The 21203-nt window shown below is 55.7% G+C and carries 21 protein-coding genes; 12 read left to right on the forward strand and 9 right to left on the reverse strand.

What is annotated here, in order from left to right; all coding sequences use genetic code 11:
- Positions 1-40 precede the first annotated feature (40 nt).
- A complete protein-coding gene (locus tag M8013_RS12485; RefSeq protein WP_271268129.1) occupies positions 41-1630 on the reverse strand; it encodes an ABC transporter substrate-binding protein in 1590 nt (529 codons plus the stop codon).
- A gap of 256 nt (positions 1631-1886) precedes the next feature.
- Here M8013_RS12485 and yghU point away from each other — a divergent pair, with 256 nt between their 5' ends.
- From yghU to fucR, 3 genes are all read left to right on the forward strand, one after another.
- On the forward strand, positions 1887-2756 hold the full coding sequence (yghU, locus tag M8013_RS12490; protein WP_271268130.1) for a glutathione-dependent disulfide-bond oxidoreductase: 870 nt from the start codon (positions 1887-1889) through the stop codon (positions 2754-2756).
- Positions 2757-2922: 166 nt separating this feature from the next.
- Positions 2923-3906: a sensor domain-containing diguanylate cyclase gene (locus tag M8013_RS12495; protein WP_271268131.1), complete on the forward strand. Its 984-nt coding sequence runs from the start codon at positions 2923-2925 to the stop codon at positions 3904-3906.
- Complete coding sequence (gene fucR / locus M8013_RS12500) at positions 3903-4619, forward strand: L-fucose operon activator (protein ID WP_271268132.1); 717 nt, start codon at positions 3903-3905, stop codon at positions 4617-4619. The genes M8013_RS12495 and fucR overlap by 4 nt, the downstream gene beginning before the upstream one ends.
- A 20-nt stretch (positions 4620-4639) precedes the next feature.
- Here fucR and M8013_RS12505 read toward each other — a convergent pair whose 3' ends face one another.
- Positions 4640-6190 (reverse strand): methyl-accepting chemotaxis protein, encoded by a 1551-nt coding sequence (locus M8013_RS12505; RefSeq protein WP_271268133.1) that lies wholly within the window; start codon positions 6188-6190, stop codon positions 4640-4642.
- Positions 6191-6693: 503 nt separating this feature from the next.
- On the opposite strand from M8013_RS12505, the gene M8013_RS12510 reads away from it, so the two are divergent.
- Complete coding sequence (locus tag M8013_RS12510) at positions 6694-9288, forward strand: autotransporter domain-containing protein (protein ID WP_271268134.1); 2595 nt, start codon at positions 6694-6696, stop codon at positions 9286-9288.
- Between the two features lie 41 nt (positions 9289-9329).
- On the opposite strand, the gene yghX is transcribed toward M8013_RS12510, so the two are convergent.
- A complete protein-coding gene (yghX, locus tag M8013_RS12515; RefSeq protein WP_271268135.1) occupies positions 9330-10217 on the reverse strand; it encodes a YghX family hydrolase in 888 nt (295 codons plus the stop codon).
- Between the two features lie 83 nt (positions 10218-10300).
- On the opposite strand from yghX, the gene M8013_RS12520 reads away from it, so the two are divergent.
- On the forward strand, positions 10301-11341 hold the full coding sequence (locus M8013_RS12520; protein ID WP_271268136.1) for an aldo/keto reductase: 1041 nt from the start codon (positions 10301-10303) through the stop codon (positions 11339-11341).
- 79 nt (positions 11342-11420) lie between these two features.
- On the opposite strand, the gene M8013_RS12525 is transcribed toward M8013_RS12520, so the two are convergent.
- Positions 11421-11918 (reverse strand): TIGR00645 family protein, encoded by a 498-nt coding sequence (locus M8013_RS12525; protein ID WP_271268137.1) that lies wholly within the window; start codon positions 11916-11918, stop codon positions 11421-11423.
- A gap of 81 nt (positions 11919-11999) precedes the next feature.
- Positions 12000-12503: an ESA_00282 family adhesion-associated protein gene (locus M8013_RS12530; RefSeq protein WP_271268138.1), complete on the reverse strand. Its 504-nt coding sequence runs from the start codon at positions 12501-12503 to the stop codon at positions 12000-12002.
- Positions 12504-12606: 103 nt separating this feature from the next.
- On the opposite strand from M8013_RS12530, the gene M8013_RS12535 reads away from it, so the two are divergent.
- The 3 genes from M8013_RS12535 to M8013_RS12545 all read left to right on the forward strand — a co-directional run bounded on the left by M8013_RS12535 (position 12607) and on the right by M8013_RS12545 (position 14450).
- Positions 12607-13011, forward strand: a complete 405-nt coding sequence (locus M8013_RS12535) for a hypothetical protein (protein WP_271268139.1) — start codon at positions 12607-12609, stop codon at positions 13009-13011.
- Entirely contained in the window at positions 13004-13456 is a 453-nt protein-coding gene (locus M8013_RS12540; RefSeq protein ID WP_271268140.1) for a cytoplasmic protein, read from the forward strand. The genes M8013_RS12535 and M8013_RS12540 overlap by 8 nt, the downstream gene beginning before the upstream one ends.
- 97 nt (positions 13457-13553) lie before the next feature.
- Positions 13554-14450: an SDR family oxidoreductase gene (locus tag M8013_RS12545; RefSeq protein WP_418939536.1), complete on the forward strand. Its 897-nt coding sequence runs from the start codon at positions 13554-13556 to the stop codon at positions 14448-14450.
- Positions 14451-14553: 103 nt separating this feature from the next.
- Here M8013_RS12545 and exbD read toward each other — a convergent pair whose 3' ends face one another.
- Together exbD and exbB are read right to left on the reverse strand one after the other, a co-directional pair.
- The gene (gene exbD / locus M8013_RS12550; RefSeq protein ID WP_271268141.1) at positions 14554-14979 is read right to left on the reverse strand and encodes a TonB system transport protein ExbD; all 426 of its coding nucleotides are present in this window, start codon (positions 14977-14979) and stop codon (positions 14554-14556) included.
- 6 nt (positions 14980-14985) lie between these two features.
- Positions 14986-15717: a tol-pal system-associated acyl-CoA thioesterase gene (exbB, locus tag M8013_RS12555; RefSeq protein ID WP_271268142.1), complete on the reverse strand. Its 732-nt coding sequence runs from the start codon at positions 15715-15717 to the stop codon at positions 14986-14988.
- Between the two features lie 251 nt (positions 15718-15968).
- Between exbB and metC the strand changes: the two genes are divergently transcribed.
- Together metC and yghB are read left to right on the forward strand one after the other, a co-directional pair.
- Entirely contained in the window at positions 15969-17156 is a 1188-nt protein-coding gene (gene metC, locus M8013_RS12560) for a cystathionine beta-lyase (RefSeq protein WP_271268143.1), read from the forward strand.
- 141 nt (positions 17157-17297) lie between these two features.
- Positions 17298-17957: a DedA family general envelope maintenance protein YghB gene (gene yghB, locus M8013_RS12565; RefSeq protein WP_271268144.1), complete on the forward strand. Its 660-nt coding sequence runs from the start codon at positions 17298-17300 to the stop codon at positions 17955-17957.
- A gap of 48 nt (positions 17958-18005) precedes the next feature.
- Here yghB and M8013_RS12570 read toward each other — a convergent pair whose 3' ends face one another.
- Positions 18006-18905: an AraC family transcriptional regulator gene (locus tag M8013_RS12570; RefSeq protein WP_271268145.1), complete on the reverse strand. Its 900-nt coding sequence runs from the start codon at positions 18903-18905 to the stop codon at positions 18006-18008.
- The gene (locus M8013_RS12575; RefSeq protein WP_271268146.1) at positions 18902-19120 is read right to left on the reverse strand and encodes a hypothetical protein; all 219 of its coding nucleotides are present in this window, start codon (positions 19118-19120) and stop codon (positions 18902-18904) included. Before M8013_RS12575 ends, M8013_RS12570 begins: the two co-directional genes overlap by 4 nt.
- Between M8013_RS12575 and yqhD the strand changes: the two genes are divergently transcribed.
- Together yqhD and dkgA are read left to right on the forward strand one after the other, a co-directional pair.
- Entirely contained in the window at positions 19100-20263 is a 1164-nt protein-coding gene (yqhD, locus tag M8013_RS12580) for an alcohol dehydrogenase (RefSeq protein ID WP_271268147.1), read from the forward strand. The genes M8013_RS12575 and yqhD overlap by 21 nt on opposite strands.
- Positions 20264-20368: 105 nt before the next feature.
- Positions 20369-21196, forward strand: coding sequence for a 2,5-didehydrogluconate reductase DkgA (gene dkgA, locus M8013_RS12585; RefSeq protein WP_271268148.1), 828 nt, complete (start codon positions 20369-20371; stop codon positions 21194-21196).
- The last annotated feature ends 7 nt before the right edge of the window (positions 21197-21203 follow it).

Here is a 21203-nt window from a genome sequence, read left to right on the forward strand (position 1 = left end):
ACCCGTACAAAAGCCCCGGCCAGCAGACCGGGGCCAGGGTTTATTTTTGATAGATTTTCGACAGATCCTGGAACATGTACACCGGCTTCGGTTCCGCTTCCTGCGTACCGCCAAAGCGTTTATCCACCGCAACGGTGGCGTTGGTGTAAGCGATCGGGTAGTAGGTCATGTCGCTGGCGACCGTCTGCTGGATCTGTTTGTAGGTCGCGGCACGCTTAGTCGCGTCGGTCTCTACCGCACCCTGATCCCACAGGGCATCGAACTGCGGGTTCTTATAGTGGGCGTAGTTATAGGCTTCGTTGCTCATAAACAGCGATTTGTAACCGTCCGGCTCGGCACCCATGATGTAGCCGCCGAGGTTCAGCTCCCACGCGGTGTTGTTCATGTCGAGGCTACGCTGGGACATGGCATTAGCGTCGAGCGGCATCAGCTCAACGTTTACCGCAATCCCCTTCAGCGCCTGCTGAATGTACAGCGCCTGGCTCTCCTGGGTTTTATTGGTGTTGACGTAAGCCAGGCGCAGCTTGAGGTTTTCCGGCGCGCCGGAGGCCTTCAGCAGTTCTTTGGCTTTTTGCTGGTCGAATTTGTACTGTTCCACGTCGTCGGTCTGGTACAGCGTATCCGGGGTCAGGAACGAGGTCGCCGGTTTGGCGTAATCCAGCGAGGTGAAGGCGGTCTGGGTCAGTTCGTCCTTATTGATGGCGTACGCAATGGCCTGACGCAGCGCCTTGCTTTTCATCACCGGCACGTTCTGGTTGAAGGTCATGTAGGCCAGACGCCCTTCCGGGTACACCACGAAGTCAAACTTACCGGTGTTTTTCAGGCGCGACACGTCCTGCGGATCGACCATCTTGAGGTTGATTTCGCCGTTTTGCAGCGCAAGGTTGGCGGAGTTGCTGTCTTTGGCAAAACGATAGGTCACGGAATCAAGCTTCGCTTTGCCGTTCCAGTAGTCGTCAAAACGGGTCAGCGCGTAATACTGTCCGGTGCGGTACTCTTTAAATTTGAACGGCCCGGAGCCTACTGGCGCATCGTTTTTAGTGCTTTTTTCCAGATCGCCTTCATTGGCAAAGACGTGCTGCGGGATCGGGTAGATCTGCACCAGAGTGCCGGTAAAGGCCGCACTCACCTGCGGCAGGGTGAACTTGACGGTGCGATCGTCCACTTTGCTGACCGCAACGGGCTTGCCGCCGTAGGTGAACATGCTGCGGAAGAAGCTGTGCTGCTTCTCATCCAGCAGTTTGTTAAAGGTAAACACCACGTCATCGGCGGTCAGCGGCTGGCCGTCCTGCCATTTGAGATTCGGCTTTAAGGTCAGGGTGTAGCTGAGATTATCCGCAGAGGGCGTCAGGCTTTCGGCGAGGCCCCATTCGATTTTACCGTCGTTAAAGCTGTACAGCGGGGCATACAGCGCCTGCATGATGGTCAGGGTGGTTCGGTCGCTGGCGTACAGCGGGTTCACCGCTAACGGGTCGCCGGAGGTAATGCCGATAATCAGCGAGCCACCCTCTTTTGGCGCATCGCTTTTGGCCGCCGGGGCCGCTGCGTTGTCTTTATTTTTGGCATCATCACAGCCGGCGGCGAGCAACGCCAGAGCGACCAGAACAGCAGATACTATTGGCTTACGCATATCTCACTAACTCCTTGCCTTGAAAGTTTTTTTAACTGCAGATTGTTATTTTAACGATCTCTGAGTGCGCATCATATTCAGCTTTAGGGGCAGACGCATTAACAATGAAAATGCGATTTTTGATTAAGCTTATAACGATTTAGATATATATAAGCTTATTAAGGAATGGCTCATATCCTTATGCGCTCAGTTCGTTAAACCGTTCACGGAATGCCTGCTAAACTGCCTCAACACATCACGTAAAAGGCAGATCAGCATGTCAGATGAATCTTATCAGCCAGCAAAAGTCTGGGAATGGAAGCAGAATAATAACGGTGGCGCGTTTGCCAGTATCAACCGCCCTATTTCTGGCGCGACGCACGAGAAAGCGCTGCCGGTCGGCTCGCATCCGCTGCAGCTCTATTCCCTGGGCACGCCAAACGGCCAGAAGGTGACGATCCTGCTGGAAGAGTTGTTGGCGATTGGGGTAACGGGCGCGGAATATGACGCGTGGCTGATCCGCATTGGTGAGGGCGATCAGTTCTCCAGCGGATTTGTTGAGGTGAATCCGAACTCCAAAATTCCGGCCCTGCGCGACCACTCCACGACCCCGCCGACGCGCGTCTTTGAGTCCGGCAACATCCTGCTTTACCTCGCCGAAAAATACGATCACTTCCTGCCAAAAGATCCGGCAGGCCGGGTTGAAACCCTGAACTGGCTATTCTGGCTGCAGGGATCTGCCCCGTTCCTCGGCGGCGGTTTTGGTCACTTCTATCACTACGCGCCGGTGAAAATTGAGTACGCAATTGACCGCTTCACCATGGAAGCCAAACGACTGTTCGACGTGCTGGATAAACAGCTTTCGCGCAGCCGCTACCTGGCGGGTGAAGAGTACACCATCGCCGATATCGCGGTGTGGCCGTGGTTTGGCAGCGTGGCACTCGGCCAGGTGTATGGTGCCGCCGAGTTCCTCGATGCAGAGAGCTATAAGAACGTGCAGCGCTGGGCGAAGGATGTCGCCAGCCGTCCGGCAGTAAAGCGCGGTCGCATCGTCAACCGCACCAACGGCGAGCTGAACGAACAGCTGCATGAGCGTCATGCCGCCAGCGACTTCGACACCCAGACCGAAGATAAACGTCAGGGTTAATTTCCGTGCCGGGCAGTTTGCTGCCCGGCTTTTGGTCATTCATTATCTCTGCTCAGACTTAGCGCATCTGATATTTTCCTGACGCAAACCCTTGTCTTTTTTCAACAGCATATTTACTTCCGTCCGTTAAACTGGCATCAATATTTTTTTTATTCAGATAAATCGCATGTCAGAAAAGTCGCTGAAACAGCAGATCCAGAATCTGAAAAAACATAATACCCGGCTTGCCAGGCTGGCGCGCGACGCCCGCAGCAAGCTCAGTGCTGCGCTCGACGGGACGGGATTATGTTTGTGGCAGCTCGACGTTCCGAGCGGCAAGCTGATTATTTATAACCGCCGCTGGGGATCGATGCTGGGCTATCAGCCCAAAGAGTTGAACGCCCAGTTTGAAGTCTGGCGGGAACACTTGCACCCGGATGATAAGCAAAACGTCCTCGATGCGTTTTACGATCACCTGCACGGCAAAACCCCTTTCTACGAAGCGCTGCACCGTATGCAGCACAAAAACGGCACCGTCAGTTGGGTGCTGGATCGCGGCCGCGTCAGCGAGTGGGATGAACATGGCAACCCGCTTAAGGTCACCGGCACGCACATCGACATGACCAAAGAGAAGCAGTACGAAGAGCAGCTGGCGCTGCTGGCGAATCACGACCCGCTCACCGGGCTGGCCAACCGCCATGCGCTGATCAAACACTTCACCCAGCTTAAAACGCACGGGCCGCTGTGCGTCGCCTTTATCGATCTTGACGATTTTAAAACGGTTAACGACACCTTTGGCCACCGCAGCGGCGATGAGCTGCTGATCCAGCTCAGCCAACGCCTGCGCAACACCTGCCCGCCGGGGGCGATAGTCGGACGGCTGGGTGGCGATGAATTTGTACTGCTGCTGCCCTTCCCACTCGCCAGTTTGCTGATCAACCAAACCGCGCACAGCTGCCTGAACGCGGCGCTCACCCCATTCGAACTCGACAACGGACAGGCGCAGGTAGGGGCATCGGTGGGGATTGATGAGGTCCAGCCGCAGGATGATTTCATCAATGCCCTGCGACGCGCCGATCAGTCGATGTACCAGATTAAGCACACCGGCAAAAACGACGTGGCCATCGGCCAGATGCTGCTTTCGGTGTCGCGCAGCGGAACCCAGCCATGAAAAACAGCCGCCAGCAGGAGATTCTCCGCCAGCTGGCGGCGTGCGACGGCCTCACGACAGACGCGCTTGCCGCATCTCTTGCGGTGAGCAAAGAGACGATTCGCCGCGATCTGCAACAGCTTCAGCAGCAGGGGAAGATCGTCCGCCATCACGGGCGCGCCAGGGCGATCCATCCGGATCATCGCGACGGCGGCGAGCCGTTTGGCGCACGCCTGAAAAGCCACTACGCGGATAAAGCCGATATTGCCCGCCATGCGCTGGACTGGGTCAGCGAAGGGATGATCCTGGCGCTCGATGCCAGCTCGACCTGTTTTCACCTTGCGCGGCAGCTACCGGACATCCCGCTGACGGTGTTTACCAACAGCCTGCCCATTTGCCACGAGATGGCGAAGCGTGAACGCGTGACCCTGATTTGCTCGGGCGGGACGCTGGAACGTAAGTACCGCTGTTATGTGAATCCGGCGCTGGTCACCCAGCTGAAATCGCTGGAGATCGACCTGTTTATCTTTTCCTGCGAAGGGGTGGATGAACAGGGCGTGATGTGGGATCCCGCCCCGCACAATGCCGGATTTAAGACGCAGCTGCTGAGCCGCGCCAGCCAGTCGCTGCTGCTGATCGACAAAAGTAAGTTCCGGCGCTCCAGCGAAGTGAAGATTGGTGACCTGTCTCAGGTGACGCAAATCATTACCGACGCTCAGCTTTCCAGACGGTAGCCGGCCATAAAATAGCGCAACTACTGAGCCGAAAGCCGGAACTTCTGTACCGATCGCTGCAGCTCTTCGGTCTGACGCTCCAGCGCCAGCGCCGCCGCTGAAACCTGTTCCACCAGCGAGGCGTTCTGCTGGGTCACACCGTCCATCTGGGTGATCGCCACCCCCACCTGCGAGATGCCTTTACTCTGCTCTTCCGAGGCGGCGGCAATTTGTTTCATGATGGTGGTCACTTCACTGACGTCGCGCAGTACGGCTTCCATGGTGGTGCCAGTGTCGTTCACCAGTTTTGCTCCCTGCTCCACGCGCGAGACCGAATCGGCAATCAGCCCTTCAATCTCTTTGGCCGCGTTTGCGCTGCGGCTTGCCAGATTACGCACTTCGCCCGCAACCACCGCAAAACCACGCCCCTGCTCGCCCGCGCGGGCGGCTTCCACTGCGGCATTCAGGGCCAGGATATTGGTCTGGAAGGCAATACTGTTGATGACGCTGGTGATCTCGGCAATTTTTTGCGAGCTGACGGAGATACCGTTCATGGTGCTGACCACTTTTTCCACCAGCACCCCACCGCGGCTGGCGGAGGTCGAGGCCACGTCGGCCAGCTGGCTTGCCTCGCGGGCGCTGTCCGCATTCAGCTTCACCGTGGCGGTGAGCTGCTCCATGCTGGCGGCGGTCTCTTCCAGGGCGGCGGCCTGCTCTTCGGTACGTGAGGAGAGATCGTTATTGCCACTGGAGATCTCGGTGGCACCGCGCCAGATATTCTCGCTGCCAGAGCGAATCGTGCTCACCGCTTCGCGCAGGCTGTCCTGCATGGCACTCAACAGCGGCACCAGTTGCCCCACGCAGTTGCGGCCAAACGGCGCAATAGGCTGGCTGAGATCGCCTTGTGCAATCTGGCGAAAATGCTCGCGGATGCGATCCAGCGGCTTCACCAGCATCGCGACCAGATAACGGTCGGTGAACAGCAGGATCAGCAGGCCAATAATCGTCGCCGTGATAATGGCCGTGCGGGTGAAGCTGGTCAGGCCATCCACTGCCACGCGGGTGCTGTCGAGGATGGTGTCGGCGGCTTTGCTGAACTGTTCAGCGCTGGCACCAAACGCACGACTCAACGGCGGGGTGACGCTGTTCGCCTGCTGGCGATAGCCGTCAACATTCCCCTGCTGCGCCAGCTGCATCTGCGGCCTGACGCCGTTCTCCAGCAGCGCCTGCCAGCTGGCGATCACCTGAGCGGAAATCTGGGCATCCATTGGCCCCGGCGAAATCGCTTTCAGTTCATCGAGCTTGCTGGCCATGTTGTCCTGCGCCTGCTGTACCGACGCGAGGTCAGCCGTGCCACCCGCCGCCTGCGCGTCCATCGCACGGCTCAGACGGGTGACAAAGCGGAAGTATTGATCGTTGCCCTGGCTCAGCACCGTCATCTGTTTTACCAGTTGCCGATCCACTTCATTACCGTCCGCAACGCGTGACAGCGCCCAGGTGCTGTACAGCCCAACTCCCGCCCACATTAAACAAAAGATCCCCAGTATCGTCAGCATAACGAACCGGATCGTGAAATTACGAAGCACTTGCATAATCGTTTCCTTGCCGTGAGGGAGATCTCGCCTGCAGGCGAGTCTTATCCTCGTTATCGGCAATAAACAGCGAAGCCATACCTTTTTAGGTTAATTTTAGAAAACTTTTCATTTCCGTTTAGCGAAGCGGAAAATGATAATCAGGCTGGGCAGATACCCCTGGAAATAACGTGTTTTTAGATTTCATACAGTTTGTAAATGTAAATCACTCTCTCCATTCATTACCCATATAATCCCTAAGGGTTAGATAGCTGTTCGCTATCAGCAATCAATCGCGCCTCCTTGCGTCAAAACTCCCACTTTTTGTACGTAAATAAAACTGTAATATTCACACCATAAATGTATTTAAAAATATCAATTAAATATCTCTATTTAATCGGTTGATTATTCGCTGGATATTTTTTCAAATTTCATTACATCCTTTTCGCCTGAGAAAGTTCTTAATTGCGCAAATTTAATTTAAAAAGAGGCCACTTCATTCGAGATATTTAAGAGATTATCAAATGCGTAATTTAACAAAACGGACTTTGCTGTCGCAGTGTGTATTACTGGCATTAACCTCCTTTGCCGCTCAGGCACAAAATACCCCCGCTACGTCTTGTCAAAATGGCGATACGACCCAGACCTGCGGCCTGTCGAAATATACCGATGGTAGCTTCTATCAAAACTCGGGCGTCACCGACGCCGTGATGGCCGATGCCACGGCGACTAACATCTACATGGACGGCCACCGCACGGCGGAGGATACCCAGACCTTAACCGTTTCCGGCACGGACATGTCGGGCCATTATATTCAGGGCAGCAACGGCGGGACGGTGAATATTAACGTCACCAACAATGCGACCGTGGATATGATTGAAGTCGGTAACAAAGATGCCACTACCAATACCAACGTCAATGTCGATCACTCCACGCTGGACGGTGAAAACAGCGATGGAACCTATCAGCGAAATAAAGCCTATATGATGGGTGCCGCCATCTATCTCGATCCGCTTGATGCGGGCTACCACACTGTGGATATCAGCAACGGTAGCGCGCTTCATGGCAGTATTATCAGTGCCGGTGCAGGAAGCCAGAGCATCGCCATCAGCGACAGCGTCATGGATAACGGCGGCATTTACGTCGGCAGCGATAAATCAGATACCACCATTAACCTGACCAATGCCACCGTGGATGCGACCAACAGCCTGGTGGCAAAAAACCTCGACACCGTGGTTGAGCAACTGAGTCATTACGAACCGTTCAAAAATATTAACATCGATGCTTTTGGCGACGTGGCGGTGGCGATGTACGGCACCACTCAGGACACGCTGGCGCTGAATAACAGCACCGTGACCGGCGATGTCGGGGTCATCAACGAGAAAGGCCAGACCAACCTGTCGTTCAGTAACAACAGCGTGGTGAACGGCAATGTGACGCTCGACGGAAATTCCACCAATACCGTGCTGGTGGATAACAGCACCATTAATGGCGACGTGAACGCCAGCCAGAACAGCGGCGATACCACCATCACCCTGCAAAACAGCGCCAATGTGAACGGTGATATCACTACCGGCAAAGGCAATGACACCGTGGTGCTGGTGAATGACTCGCACGTCAGCGGCAATGTGACCGGCGGCGACGGCAACGATACGCTTTCGATGGATGCAGGCAGCTCGATTAACGGACAAATTAATCAGTTTGAAACGGTGAATACCACCAGCGATAACAGCATCACCCTCGACACCATCAACGATGCTACCAGCTGGAATCTGCAAAACGGTTCCACGCTCACTGCCACCACCACCGGCAGCAATGCCGAAGTGACCATGAGCACCGACAGCCAGGTCAACTTTGGCGAGATCACCGGCTCCCGTAATTCCGTGGTGGTGGATAACATCACTGCTTCAGCCCTCAATCAGCAGAACCGCGTACTGGGTACTTTCACTACCACCACCGCCACCAGCACGCCGCAAAATGCCGCCAACGCGACCTTCAGCAACGGTCAGCAGCAGGTCGAAAACCGCAGCGCAGCGTACAACTACAACAATGACCTGAGCATTGTTGCCGCCGATACGGCACCGCAAACGCTGCTCACCGCGGACAACAGTCAGGACTGGAATATTGTCTTTAACAGCTCGCGCGGTGAACTGGCCAGCGACGTGCAGGGAATGGTTGCCGGACTGGATGCCGCCGAACAGGCCGGTCATCAGGTGACTGATGACATCACCAGCCATCTGGATCGTCTGCACTTTGCTGGCCTGATGGGCAATCAGCAGGAAGGCGCTCAGCTGTGGGGGGATTTCCTCTATCAGAACGGCAACTTCAGCAACGATGTGGATTACAAGAGCATCACCCAGGGCGCGCAGGGCGGCGTTGACTGGACGGCGTACCTTGCCAACGGCGATAGCGTGACCGGCGGTGTGGCGCTGGCCTGGACCCGCAGCCGCGTACAAGATACCGACAACGGCCCGGACAGCTTCAAGGACACCGTTTACGGCAACTACTACAGCCTGTACGGCGGCTGGCAGCAGGCGCTGGACGGCCGTCAGTGGGGCCTGTTCGCTGACGGCAGCTTCAGCTATGGCGATATGCGCTACTCGCTCTCTGCCCACAACGTTACCGGCGACACCAGCGGGATGACCGAAGCCCTGCACGGCTCCACCGACGGAAGCCTGTACATGGCTCAGGCGCGTACCGGGGTGAACGTGTTGCTGCCGGGCGAAACCGTGCTGCAACCGTACGCCATCCTCGGCTGGGATCAGACCAAGGCCAACGGCTTCTCCGACAGCGAAGTGACCTTTGCTGACAGCCAGGTCTCCTCATGGAACGGCGGTGCGGGTCTGCGTTTAACCACCACCCTGACCGATCTGAACAAAAACGTGCAGGTCATGCCATGGCTGGATGTGCGCGTGCAGAAAGAGTTCAGCGATGATACCGATATCCAGGCGGCGGATTATCACAACACCGCCGGTCATAACAACAGCATGGGGATGTTTGGTGCGGGCGTGAATGCCACTGTCGCGCATAACTTCTCGGTGAATACCGGCATTTACTACGGCACCGGCGACGTGGATAACGACGCCAGCGTTCAGGCAGGTATGAGCTACAGCTTCTAACCACGCGTGCCCGGCAGCCTGAGGCTGGCCGGGCATTTTTATTAACTCAAATACTTCTCGAACCAGCCTAACGTCCGTTTCCACGCCAGCTCCGCAGCCGGTTCGTCGTAGCGCGGGGTCGAATCATTGTGGAACCCGTGGTTCACGCCGGGGTAGATCCAGGCTTCATACACTTTCCCATTCGCTTTCAGCGCAGCTTCGTACGCCGGCCACCCTTCGTTAACGTTCTTATCCAGCTCCGCATAGTGCAGCAGCAGTGGCGCCTTTATTTTGGCGACTTCGGAAGCAGGTGCTTGTCGGCCATAAAACGGTACCGCGCAGGCCAGCTCCGGCCAGGCGACTGCCGCCGCATTCGAGACGCCGCCGCCGTAGCAGAAGCCGGTGATCCCCACTTTGCCGGTGGCATCCGGGTGCTTTTGCATAAAGTCGATGGCGGCAAAGAAGTCGTTCATCAGCTTCGTAGGATCGACCTTCTGCTGCAGCACCTTCCCTTCTTCATCGTTACCGGGATAGCCGCCCACCGAGCTTAAGCCGTCCGGTGCCAGCGCAATGTACCCCGCCTTCGCCACCCGACGGGCGACATCTTCAATGTACGGATTGAGGCCGCGGTTCTCGTGCACCACCACCACCGCCGGGACTTTACCGCTGGCTTTGGCCGGTTTCACCAGATAGCCGCGCACCTCGCCATGCCCGTCCGGCGAGGGATAGGTGATGTACTCGGGGAGGATCTCGGGGTCGGTGAACTTCACCTGCTCGGCGAGAGCGTAATTGGGTTTGAGCATATTAAACAGCGCCAGCGCCGTCATGCCGCCAACGGCATAGCGACCCGCCAGATTGAGGAACTCACGCTTGCTTATTTTGCCGTGAGCGTAATAGTCGTAGTAGTCGAGCAATTCCTGAGGAAAGTCTTTGGCGGTCATACGCGTCATCGCATATCTCCATGAATTGTGAACAAACTAAGGATAGAATAGAAACGCTGTTTCGAAAGTTAATCACTAACAAAGGAGACATCATGCCCTGGAACGCTTCCCCTGACCGCTACGAGAATATGCAATACCGCTACTGCGGAAAAAACGGCCTGCGCTTACCCGCACTCTCCCTCGGTTTGTGGCACAGTTTCGGCCACGTCCAGCCCCTCGATTCCCAGCGCGCCCTGCTGCGCAAAGCCTTCGACTGCGGGATCACCCATTTTGATCTCGCCAATAACTATGGCCCACCGCCGGGCAGCGCGGAAGAAAATTTTGGCCGCCTGCTGCGCGATGATTTCGCGGCCTATCGCGATGAGCTGATTATCTCCACCAAAGCGGGCTACGACATGTGGCCGGGCCCATACGGCGCGGGCGGTTCACGCAAGTATCTGCTCGCCAGTCTGGATCAGAGCCTCAAGCGCATGGGGCTGGAGTATGTGGATATCTTCTATTCACACCGCGTGGATGAAAACACGCCGATGGAGGAGACGGCCTCTGCGCTGGCGCAGGCGGTGCAGAGCGGCAAAGCGCTGTACGTCGGTATCTCGTCCTATTCCCCGGAACGTACGCAGAAAATGACCGAACTGCTGCGCGAATGGAAGATCCCTTTGCTTATCCATCAGCCGTCTTACAACCTGCTTAACCGCTGGGTGGATAAGAGCGGCCTGTTGGATACGCTGGCGGCCAACGGCACGGGCTGTATCGCGTTTACGCCGCTGGCGCAGGGGCTGCTGACTGGAAAATACCTGAACGGGATCCCGGACGGTTCACGCATGCAGCGCGAAGGCAAGAAAGTGCGCGGCCTGACGGAGACGATGCTGACCGAGGCCAACCTGAACAGCCTGAGGATGCTGAATGAGATGGCGCAGGAACGCGGCCAGACCATGGCGCAAATGGCGCTGAGCTGGCTGTTGAAAGACGACCGCGTGACCTCGGTGCTGATTGGTGCCAGCCGCACGGAGCAGCTGGAAGAGAACGTACAGGCGCTGAACAATCTGCACTTTAGCGAGGACGAGCTGCAGCGGATTGACCAGCACGTGGCGGACGGACAGCTCAATTTATGGCAGGCGTCATCGGATAAGTAGTGAAAATGTCGGGTGGCGCTGCGCTTACCCGACCTACCGATCCCCGTAGGCCTGATGAGCGCAGCGCCATCAGGCGATGTTAATATTTACTGCTGCGACTCAGCTTATCCAGATACCCCATCACAAACGCCGACAGCACAAACGTCAGGTGGATAATCACATACCACATCAGCTTGTTATCGGGGATGTTTTTGGCATCCATAAATACCCGCAGCAGGTGAATCGACGAGATCGCGACAATCGATGCGGCCACTTTGTTTTTCAGTGACGAGGCATCCATCTTACCGAGCCAGCTCAGCTTCTCTTTTTCCGGATCAATATCCAGCTGTGAGACAAAGTTCTCGTAGCCCGAGAACATCACCATCACCAGCAGCCCACCCACCAGCGTCATATCCACCAGTGACAGCAGGACCAGGATCAGATCGGATTCAGCGATGCTGAAAATATGCGGCAGGACGTGAAAAATTTCCTGAAAGAATTTGATACAGAGAGCTATCAGCGCGAGTGAGAGCCCAAAATAGACCGGGGCGAGTATCCAGCGGGAGGCATACATTGCGTTTTCAAAAAAGCGTTCCATAGTGTCCTGTCTGCAAACGAAACCAGCGCGCAGTATATCTCACTGACCCAAATTGTTTGCAACAACAAAACAACAAAAACATTACACTTCCTGTGGCTTTACGATGGGGCGTTCGTACTCCGGCCACACCAGTACCACCAGAGACGGATAGGCTTCGAGGCTGAACTCACGAAAACACTGGCGTAGGTTCAATACCTCCAGGTCGGAGTGCGATACCTTCTCGCCGTTCAGGCAGCGTTTCTTGATATTGTCGTAATATTTGTACACCGCCGAGTTCAGATCGCTGCAACGACGCTGGGCATCAAACAGATCGGGAATGCTATTTATTTCTACCATATTCATTCGTTTAATAGTGGCATGGAGAAAATCAATATATTCATGATTGACGCGCCAGTACCAGACCGGCGTAATCGCATTCATCAGCACTGAAAAATGGTCTTCGCCCTCTTCTTTGGACATCCGCTCTGACGGAGTCGGGCTGTGCGCATTCTGCGCCTCGCTACTTTTATTGAACTCACGCATCAATAAAAGAATCCCGGCGGTAAGCAATAACAATGTAATGACAGTATAAAAAATGCTGTTCATAGGCAGGCTCCATTTTTTTTGATTTTAAATTTGCCTCATGTTATTGTCAACGAATCTCACACTCCAGACAACCCCACCCCGTTGAAATTAAAGGAAATATAAAATGTTGCCCGACAATCTGGTTCCGGCCAAGTTTCACATTTCTTCCGTGGAACCTAAACCGCCAGAAGCAGAAAGCAATGCAAATTTCACTAAGGGGAAAAGAACGCTCGCAGATTTGGCACCCGATATATTAATTGGTGTTACCCGTACTGGCAACTCGCGCAATATGTTGCTTGAAGAGCACGACCGGCATATTAAGGACCGGTTATTCCGGGTGGTTAAAATCGAGGTGTTCGCCCGCCTGCTCAATGACCTGCAGGCGGAAGGCGAAATAGATGCGCAGGCACTAAGTCAAATATTGACAGAAAAAACGGATGAAATAAATGAAGCGGGCAATGAAATCTGGTTAAATCTAATTACCTGCGAACGAAATTCACCTGTTTTTTATAAGCTGGAGGATGAATGACGTGAAGGAAATTGATAATAATAACGTTTATTTGACTTTAGATGACAAGAAAAGCGATGAGTTTATCTTAGAGCAAAACCTTGAGGCGCTTAAACAAATTAAGAACGGTGAACTGCAGCGCATTGCTAAAGAGTTGCTGTCGATCCCGGCAGGTCTGGTGCGGCTGAAATGGCAAAACCGGCGTGAGATTTATCCCTTACAGATTAAAGAAGAGATCTACGGCGCGACGATCAATGCGATCATGGAGCAACGCCCGGAATTAAAAGAAAAAATCCTCGCCCGCCTGGAAAGTAATTACCAGTATTTACTGGCACGTGAAACCGCCACCCTGCGCGTAACCCGCAAGCTGGCCGAAGAAGGTTATCGGACCTCCAGCGTCACCTCCGTCGCACTGGATGAAGAGGCGCTGGTCGCCAAAATCACCCCCACCCCAGTAAAGCCCTAACCTCCCCCTCCGCGTTCAGGAATATCCTGAATGATCCGCCCCACCCCGGCGACTCTCCTAAGCTTAAAGCCTGACAATGCAAGCAAGGAGAACATGAATGACCACTTCGCAGAGCAAAATGCAGGATCCCACCACCCAGTATTACACCGGTGAATACCCGCAGCAGATTCAGCCCGCGCCTGGCGTACAAAGCAAAATGGATCCGGTACCGGACTGCGGTGAGACGAGCTACAAGGGTAGCGGCAGACTCCAGGATCGTAAGGCACTGGTGACAGGAGGCGACTCCGGGATTGGACGCGCTGCCGCCATCGCTTACGCGCGTGAAGGGGCAGATGTCGCCATTAACTACTTGCCCGCCGAAGAAGAAGACGCACAGCAGGTCAAAAGGCTTATCGAGGAAGCGGGACGCACGGCGGTGCTGATCCCCGGCGATCTGAGCGATGAAACCTTTGCCAGAAAGCTGGTGCATAACGCGCACGCGGCGCTGGGCGGATTGGACGTGCTGGCGCTGGTGGCCGGAAAGCAGGTCGCCGTAGAGAAGATTGCCGATCTGACCACCGAGCAGTTCAAAGAAACCTATGCGGTGAACGTGCTGGCGCTGTTCTGGATAACCCAGGAGGCGCTGCCGCTGCTGCCTGCCGGAGCCAGCATTATCACCACCTCGTCAATTCAGGCTTATCAGCCGAGCCCGCATCTGCTGGACTATGCGTCCACGAAAGCGGCGATCCTGAACTACAGCCGCGGGCTGGCGAAACAGGTGGCGGAAAGCGGGATACGCGTCAATGTGGTCGCGCCTGGCCCAATCTGGACGGCGCTGCAGATTTCCGGCGGCCAGACCCAGCAAAAAATCCCCCAGTTTGGTCAGAAGACGCCAATGAAGCGCGCAGGACAGCCTGCAGAGCTGGCGTCGGTGTATGTCTATCTGGCGAGTCAGGAATCAAGCTACGTGACGGCGGAAGTGCACGGCGTGTGCGGAGGGGAGCATCTGGGGTAGTGTTGCGTTATCGGTAGCTGCGGCCTGATGCCCTCACCCCGGCCCTCTCCCACGGGAGAGGGTGAAAGCATTAAAAAAGGCAACTTACGTTGCCTTTTTGCCTTTATTTGGCGACAGTCTTCTCTTCGCCGACCAGACCAATCTTCAGGTAACCCGCCTGATGCAGCGTGTCCATTACCTTCATCATGGTTTCATAGTCGACCGACTTATCGGCACGGAAGAACACCGTGGTGTCTTTCTTGCCTTCGGTCAGCGCAGTCAGCGCCGGGATAACCGACTCCTCGGTCACCGGATCGTTACCAAGGAACATCGTTTTGTCCGCTTTCACCGACAGATAAATCGGCTTTTCCGGACGCGGCTGCGGCTGGCTTGAAGAAGCCGGCAGATTGACTTTGACGTCCACTGTCGCGAGCGGCGCGGCAACCATGAAGATAATCAGCAAAACCAGCATGACGTCGATAAACGGCGTCACGTTGATTTCGTGCATTTCGCCATTATCGTCCAGGTTTTCATTAAGACGCATTGCCATGACGAATCAACCTAAATGTAATTTCTGAGCCGAACGGACCGGTTTCGCGGAGCTGGCACTCAGGTCCAGATCGCGGCTTTGCAGCAGCAGGACCTGCGCGGCAACGTCGCCGAGGGTCGCTTTGTAGCTGCCAATCATACGGGCGAAGATGTTATAGATAACCACCGCCGGGATAGCCGCAACCAGACCAATTGCCGTCGCCAGCAGGGCCTCGGCAATACCGGGTGCCACAACGGCGAGGTTAGTGGTTTGCGTCTGGGCAATACCGATAAAGCTGTTCATGATGCCCCAGACGGTGCCGAACAGACCCACGAATGGCGAAATCGCACCGATGGTGGCGAGGAAACCGTTACCCCGGCCCATGTGACGACCGATAGCCGCAACGCGACGTTCCAGACGGAAGCCGGTACGCTCTTTAATGCCTTCGTTGTCTTCACTGCCAGCAGAAAGTTCGAGCTCGTTCTGAGCTTCATTGATTAGCAGGGTGGTCAGGCTTTTTGCCTGGAAGGAAGAAGCCATGTCGCTCGCCTGATTCAGGTTGCGGGCTTCGGCCAGCTGCTGCTGCTCGCGCTTAAGACGGCGTTTGTGCGTAATCAGCTCAACACTCTTGCTAAAGAAAATAGCCCAGGTGACGACAGACGCCAGAATCAGGCCGATCATCACAATCTTCACCACGATGTCGGCATGCTGATACATACCCCAGACGGAAAGATCCGTCTGCATCAAATTATTACCCACTCGGTATCTCCAGGACGCAAATCACAAAATCTGAGCATAATAATATCAAAAACGCGTCGAATTGATAGTAGTTCTCATTAGTATTTACATGGTGCCGTAATTTCGTTTAATTTTCCTTGCGCTTACGCAGTAAAAAATTCCCGGACACAAATTTTAAGAAATTTTCGTCTTAATGTACCAGCCTTCTCGTGACCATTTTTACTTTCATGGTAGTCTGGACGTCCAGACGTATAAAAACAGGTTGCGCAAACATGAAAGAGAAGCATCTTGATACCACGCTTGTCCAGGCGGGACGCAGTAAGAAATATACCCTCGGCTCGGTGAACAGCGTGATCCAACGCGCGTCGTCGCTGGTATTTGAGACGGTCGAAGCCAAAAAGCACGCCACCCGCAACCGGGCCAAAGGCGAGCTATTTTACGGTCGCCGCGGGACGCTGACCCACTTCTCTTTGCAGGAAGCGATGTGCGAGCTGGAAGGCGGCGCAGGCTGTGCGCTGTTCCCCTGCGGGGCGGCCGCAGTGGCCAATACCATTCTGGCGTTTGTCGAACAGGGTGATCATATCCTGATGACCAACACCGCCTACGAGCCCAGCCAGGACTTCTGCACCAAAATTCTCAGCAAACTGGGGGTCACCACCGGCTGGTTCGATCCGCAGATCGGCGCGGACATCGCCGACCTGATTCAGCCCAACACCCGCATTGTATTCCTGGAATCTCCTGGCTCGATCACCATGGAAGTTCATGATGTGCCTGCCATCGTTCAGGCGGTGCGCAGTAAGGCGCCGGAAGCCATTATCATGATCGACAACACCTGGGCGGCGGGCGTGCTGTTTAAAGCGCTCGACTTTGATATCGATATCTCGATTCAGGCCGCCACCAAATACCTGATTGGCCACTCTGATGGCATGATCGGCACGGCGGTGTCCAATGCCCGCTGCTGGGATCAGCTGCGCGAGAACGCCTATCTGATGGGGCAAATGGTGGACGCCGATACCGCCTATATGACCAGCCGCGGTCTGCGGACGCTGGGCGTACGCCTGCGTCAGCACCACGAAAGCAGCGTGCAGGTGGCCGAATGGCTGGCGCAGCATCCGCAGGTGGCGCGCGTTAACCATCCGGCGCTGCCGGGCAGCAAAGGCCATGAATTCTGGCAACGGGATTTTACCGGCAGCAGCGGTCTGTTCTCCTTCATTCTTAATAAGCGTCTGAGTAATGATGAGCTGGCGGCGTATCTGGACAACTTCTCGCTGTTCAGCATGGCTTACTCATGGGGCGGCTTTGAATCGCTGATCCTGCCGAACCAGCCAGAGCAGATTGCCGAGCTGCGCCCGGGTGGCGAAGTGGACTTCACCGGCACGCTGATCCGCCTGCATATCGGGCTGGAAAACGTTGACGATCTCATCGCTGATTTAGCGGCAGGCTTTGCGCGCATCGAGTAGTTAAGGAAGACCAAACAACATTGAGGACACTTTTCTTCTTATTGCCTACAGAAAAGTCTTAATTGTTGCGCCTGCGATCAAAGCCCGCAGGCGAAATAGGGAGTACACTAGGTTCATACACGCTGTTCCACAGGAAAGCCCATGGCTGTTATTCACGATATTATCGCTGCACTCTGGCAACACGACTTTGCAGCACTGGCGGACCCACATGTGGTCGGGGTGGTTTACTTCGTTATGTTCGCCACCCTGTTTCTGGAAAATGGATTACTGCCCGCCTCCTTTTTACCCGGCGATAGTCTGCTGCTTCTGGCGGGCGCGTTGATTGCGAAAGGGGTCATGGACTTTACCTCCACGATGGTGATCCTCACCTCCGCCGCCAGCCTGGGCTGCTGGCTCAGCTATCTGCAGGGTCGTTGGCTTGGCAACACGCGGCTCGTGAAAAGCTGGCTGGCGCAGCTGCCGTATAAGTACCATCAACGGGCGACCTGCATGTTTGATCGCCACGGCCTGCTGGCTCTGCTGGCCGGACGCTTTCTGGCCTTTATACGTACACTACTGCCCACGATGGCGGGCATCTCAGGCTTGTCTAACCGCCGCTTCCAGTTCTTTAACTGGTTGAGCGCGCTGCTGTGGGTTGGCGTGGTGACCACGTTTGGCTATGCCCTGAGCATGATCCCCTTCGTGAAGCGCCACGAAGACCAGGTGATGACCTTCCTGATGATCCTGCCGATGTTCCTGCTGGTTGCAGGGCTGGTGGGCACCATCGCGGTGGTGATTAAGAAGAAGTATTGTAGCGCCTGATGTTCTGAGGCCGGGCGGCACCGCGTTTGCCCGGCCTACGTCCAACCATCATATCCCCTGCATTGTCCTGATCCGCGCCGCATCCTCCCCCGGTGTGACGCCAAAGTAGCGTTTAAACTCCCGACTGAACTGCGACGCACTTTCATAGCCCACCCGCAGCGCCGCCGCGCTGGCCTTCATCCCGTCGTGGATCATCATCATCCGCGCTTTGTGCAGGCGATAGCTTTTGAGATATTGCAGCGGCGAGGTGCTGGTGACTGACTTAAAGTTATGGTGGAACGCCGAAACGCTCATATTGGCCTCGGCCGCCAGCTGATCCACGCTCAAGTTTTCGGTGTACTGGCTCTCGATGCGCTTCAGTACCCGGCTGATCAGGCTAAAGTGAGTCTGACGGCTGACCAGCGCCAGCAGTGCCCCGCCGCCCGGCCCCAACAAGACGTGATAGAGGATCTCGCGGATAATCTGCTTGCCGAGGATCCGCGCATCCAGCGGGCGCGCCATCACGTCCAGCAGGCGCTCAATGGCGCAGAGGATCTCATCCGACAGGGTGGCGGAGTTGATGCCGCTGGCCGCCATCGACGGGCAAAACAGTTCGTCTTCGCCAATGTCCATCAGCAGCTCCTGCAGCTGCAGAATATCAATATTTAAGCGAATACCGGCCAGCGGCACCGCGTCTGTCGCGAAGGTTTCACATTCGAAGGGTAAAGGTACTGTCAGTAGCAAATATTCACGGGTGTTATAGCGGAACACCCGCTCATTGATATAACCCGTTTTATGACCGGAAAAGAGAAAAATGATACCGGGCTGATACATCACCGGCGTGCGCGGGGCGGGCTGCGTGCCGTACAGCAGGCGAACGTCCGGTAGCAGATCGTTAAGAATATTTTCATTATCTTTCAGTGTGTTAATTTGCGCAGTTAGCTGCAAACACGTCTCTTCGCGGTTCATCTTTGCTGTATCCGGGTACGGTTTCCGATGATGACAGTGTGCGCAGATTTACCCATTTTCTCCAGCACTGTGTAGAAATGGGCAAGACATCGGCAGAAATGTGCATTGAGAGGATCGTCTGCGCTCGCCACAATGAGCACCATCAGGCAGCCCTCTGCGCCGCCACGTTTTTCACCCACCAAAGGGAACGAGCAATGAACAATTTTAATCTGCATACCCCAACCCGCATTCTGTTTGGTAAAGGCGCTATCGCCGACCTGCGCGAGCAGATCCCAACCGGCGCTCGTGTGCTGATCACCTACGGCGGCGGCAGCGTGAAGAAAACCGGCGTGCTGGATCAGGTGTATGCCGCGCTGGACGGTCTGGACGTGCGTGAGTTCGGCGGCATCGAGCCGAATCCGTCTTACGAAACGCTGATGAACGCGGTGAAAATTGCCCGCGAAGAGAACATCACTTTCCTGCTGGCAGTCGGCGGCGGTTCGGTGCTGGATGGCACCAAGTTTATCGCAGCAGCCGCCCACTACCCGGACGGTATCGACCCGTGGCAGATCCTGCAAAACGGCGGCAGCGACATTAACAGCGCCATCCCGATGGGTTCAGTATTGACCCTGCCGGCCACCGGTTCGGAATCCAACAAAGGCGCAGTGATCTCGCGTAAAACCACTGGCGACAAGCAGGCCTTTATGAACGAACACGTTCAGCCGGTCTTTGCGGTGCTGGATCCGGTTTACACCTACACTCTGCCGCCGCGTCAGGTGGCGAACGGCGTGGTGGATGCCTTTGTGCATACCGTTGAGCAGTACGTGACTTACCCGGTCGATGGCAAAATCCAGGATCGCTTCGCGGAAGGCATTTTGCTGACCCTGATCGAAGACGGCCCGCTGGCCCTGAAAGAGCCAGAAAACTACGCCGTGCGTGCCAACGTGATGTGGGCCGCCACCCAGGCGCTGAATGGCCTGATCGGTGCAGGCGTCCCGCAGGACTGGGCAACCCACATGCTGGGCCACGAGCTGACCGCGATGCACGGCCTCGATCACGCCCAGACGCTGGCGGTGGTTCTGCCTGCGCTGTGGAACGAAAAACGCGACACCAAACGCGCCAAACTGCTGCAGTACGCCGAGCGTGTGTGGGGGATCACCGCCGGTTCTGAAGACGAGCGTATCGATGCCGCAATCGTGGCGACCCGCAACTTCTTCGAGCAGATGGGCGTGCCGACGCGCCTTTCCGGTTACGGTCTGGACGGCAGCACCATCCCTGCCCTGCTGGCAAAACTTGAAGAGCACGGGATGACGCAAATCGGCGAACATGGCGACATTACCCTCGACGTCAGCCGTCGCATTTACGAAGCCGCTCGCTAAGCGATTTTCGATCTTACCTTTCGTTTTTCGGCATTTAGGCCAGGCTTAATGCACATACGCCACCGGGGGCTTGCTCCCGGTGGATGAGCAAATGAAGGAGGAAAGATGGCAAACCCAACCGTAATCAAGCTTCAGGACGGTAGCGTAATGCCCCAACTGGGGCTCGGCGTATGGAAAGCCGGTAACGACGAGGTCGTGTCCGCCATTCATAAGGCGCTGGAAGTCGGCTACCGGTCGATTGACACCGCTGCTGCATACAAAAATGAAACCGGCGTGGGAAGCGCACTGGCCAGCGCCGGTCTGCCCCGCGATGAGTTATTTATTACCACCAAGCTGTGGAACGACGATCAAAAACGTCCGGCTGACGCGCTCCAGGAGAGCCTGGATAAGCTGCAGCTCGATTTCGTCGACCTGTATCTGATGCACTGGCCGGTTCCGGCTATCGATCACTATGTCGACGCCTGGCATGGCATGATCGACCTGCAAAAAGCCGGTCTGGTGAAGAGCATCGGGGTGTGTAATTTCCAGATCCACCATCTGCAGCGGCTGATTGATGAGACGGGCGTCGCCCCGGTGATCAACCAGATCGAACTCCATCCGCTGATGCAGCAGCGTCAGCTGCACGCCTGGAATGCAACCCACAAGATCCAGACCGAATCCTGGAGCCCGCTGGCGCAGGGCGGCGAAGGCGTTTTCGATCAGAAAATTATTCGCGAGCTGGCCGATAAGTACAGCAAAACCCCGGCGCAGATTGTCATTCGCTGGCATCTGGACAGTGGTCTCGTGGTGATCCCGAAATCCGTGACCCCGTCGCGCATCGCCGAGAACTTCGACGTGTGGGACTTCCGTCTGGATAAAGACGAGCTGAGCGAGATAGCGAAGCTGGATCAAGGTAAGCGTTTAGGGCCGGATCCAGATCAGTTTGGCGGTTGAATAAAAA

The sequence above is a fragment of the Silvania confinis genome (assembly GCF_025564085.1).
GTDB lineage: Bacteria > Pseudomonadota > Gammaproteobacteria > Enterobacterales > Enterobacteriaceae > Enterobacter > Enterobacter confinis.

Coding starts and splice junctions, on each gene's coding strand:
- M8013_RS12485 (WP_271268129.1), bottom strand. CDS start 1,630: ATGCGTAAGCCAATAGTATCTGCTGTTCTGGTCGCTCTGGCGTTGCTC.
- yghU (WP_271268130.1), top strand. CDS start 1,887: ATGTCAGATGAATCTTATCAGCCAGCAAAAGTCTGGGAATGGAAGCAG.
- M8013_RS12495 (WP_271268131.1), top strand. CDS start 2,923: ATGTCAGAAAAGTCGCTGAAACAGCAGATCCAGAATCTGAAAAAACAT.
- fucR (WP_271268132.1), top strand. CDS start 3,903: ATGAAAAACAGCCGCCAGCAGGAGATTCTCCGCCAGCTGGCGGCGTGC.
- M8013_RS12505 (WP_271268133.1), bottom strand. CDS start 6,190: ATGCAAGTGCTTCGTAATTTCACGATCCGGTTCGTTATGCTGACGATA.
- M8013_RS12510 (WP_271268134.1), top strand. CDS start 6,694: ATGCGTAATTTAACAAAACGGACTTTGCTGTCGCAGTGTGTATTACTG.
- yghX (WP_271268135.1), bottom strand. CDS start 10,217: ATGACGCGTATGACCGCCAAAGACTTTCCTCAGGAATTGCTCGACTAC.
- M8013_RS12520 (WP_271268136.1), top strand. CDS start 10,301: ATGCCCTGGAACGCTTCCCCTGACCGCTACGAGAATATGCAATACCGC.
- M8013_RS12525 (WP_271268137.1), bottom strand. CDS start 11,918: ATGGAACGCTTTTTTGAAAACGCAATGTATGCCTCCCGCTGGATACTC.
- M8013_RS12530 (WP_271268138.1), bottom strand. CDS start 12,503: ATGAACAGCATTTTTTATACTGTCATTACATTGTTATTGCTTACCGCC.
- M8013_RS12535 (WP_271268139.1), top strand. CDS start 12,607: ATGTTGCCCGACAATCTGGTTCCGGCCAAGTTTCACATTTCTTCCGTG.
- M8013_RS12540 (WP_271268140.1), top strand. CDS start 13,004: ATGAATGACGTGAAGGAAATTGATAATAATAACGTTTATTTGACTTTA.
- M8013_RS12545 (WP_418939536.1), top strand. CDS start 13,554: ATGACCACTTCGCAGAGCAAAATGCAGGATCCCACCACCCAGTATTAC.
- exbD (WP_271268141.1), bottom strand. CDS start 14,979: ATGGCAATGCGTCTTAATGAAAACCTGGACGATAATGGCGAAATGCAC.
- metC (WP_271268143.1), top strand. CDS start 15,969: ATGAAAGAGAAGCATCTTGATACCACGCTTGTCCAGGCGGGACGCAGT.
- yghB (WP_271268144.1), top strand. CDS start 17,298: ATGGCTGTTATTCACGATATTATCGCTGCACTCTGGCAACACGACTTT.
- M8013_RS12570 (WP_271268145.1), bottom strand. CDS start 18,905: ATGAACCGCGAAGAGACGTGTTTGCAGCTAACTGCGCAAATTAACACA.
- yqhD (WP_271268147.1), top strand. CDS start 19,100: ATGAACAATTTTAATCTGCATACCCCAACCCGCATTCTGTTTGGTAAA.
- M8013_RS12575 (WP_271268146.1), bottom strand. CDS start 19,120: ATGCAGATTAAAATTGTTCATTGCTCGTTCCCTTTGGTGGGTGAAAAA.
- dkgA (WP_271268148.1), top strand. CDS start 20,369: ATGGCAAACCCAACCGTAATCAAGCTTCAGGACGGTAGCGTAATGCCC.